This is a genomic window from Pseudomonas sp. PDM28, assembly GCF_019219115.1.
Classification (GTDB): domain Bacteria; phylum Pseudomonadota; class Gammaproteobacteria; order Pseudomonadales; family Pseudomonadaceae; genus Aquipseudomonas; species Aquipseudomonas laurylsulfatiphila.
Window position 1 is genome coordinate 1 of sequence record NZ_JAHUWG010000032.1, and the last position, 369, is coordinate 369.

Genomic DNA, 369 nt, shown 5'->3' on the forward strand with positions numbered 1-369 from the left:
GTGGGCTGACCTTCATCGACAGGGGGGCCGTCTTCGGATTCGAGGACGTCATCCAGGCTCAGCTCGACGTCCAGCTTCACGGTAAAGGTGCGGGGCGGGTCGGTGATTTCGTTGTCACCATATTTTGCCTGAGCGGTCAGGCTGTAGTCACCCTCTGTCACATCGAGCCAAAATTTCCAGACGCCATCGAGGAGATCGGCGATTGCGATGGCACCTTCTATCGGGACGCCGTGATTGAGTAGCTGAATGCTCTCACCGGGCCGGGCATGTCCCTTGATGAGCAACTGATTCTTGTAGGTGGGCTGACCTTCATCGACAGGGGGGCCGTCTTCGGATTCGAGGACGTCATCCAGGCTCAGCTCGACGTCC

The 369-nt window shown here is 58.5% G+C and carries 1 pseudogene; it reads right to left on the reverse strand.

What is annotated here, in order from left to right:
* Positions 1 to 369: pseudogene (locus KW841_RS29445) on the reverse strand (carboxypeptidase regulatory-like domain-containing protein); the annotation flags it as partial.